The sequence below is a fragment of the Pseudoalteromonas fuliginea genome (assembly GCF_000690055.1).
In the GTDB taxonomy this organism is placed as follows: Bacteria; Pseudomonadota; Gammaproteobacteria; order Enterobacterales; family Alteromonadaceae; genus Pseudoalteromonas; species Pseudoalteromonas fuliginea.
Genome location: NZ_JJNZ01000252.1, coordinates 1 through 243, shown reverse-complemented (window position 1 = coordinate 243; position 243 = coordinate 1). Strand labels below are relative to the sequence as shown.

The 243-nt window shown below is 60.9% G+C and carries 1 protein-coding gene; it reads right to left on the bottom strand.

All coding sequences use genetic code 11. The annotated features are described in order from the left end of the window. Positions 1–243 (bottom strand): hypothetical protein (locus DC53_RS22295; RefSeq protein WP_033032698.1); only part of this gene is annotated, 243 nt, incomplete at both ends.

The following is a 243-nucleotide window of genomic DNA, read 5'->3' as shown; positions in this document are numbered from 1 at the left end:
GTGACCACGCAGCCTTCATTGGCGACGATGTCTTCCATCGAGAGGTCACCTTCCTGGGCGTTGACCTTCGTCTTGCGCGGACCGATGTGCTTCTTGGCGGCGTCGCGCAGCTCCTTCTTGATGAGGGTGAGCAGCTTCAGCTCGCTTGAGAGGATGCTGCGGAGCTCTTCGACGAGCGCCATCAGTTCGCGGTATTCCGCTTCGATCTTATCGCGCTCCAGGCCGGTGAGCTGGTAGAGGCGG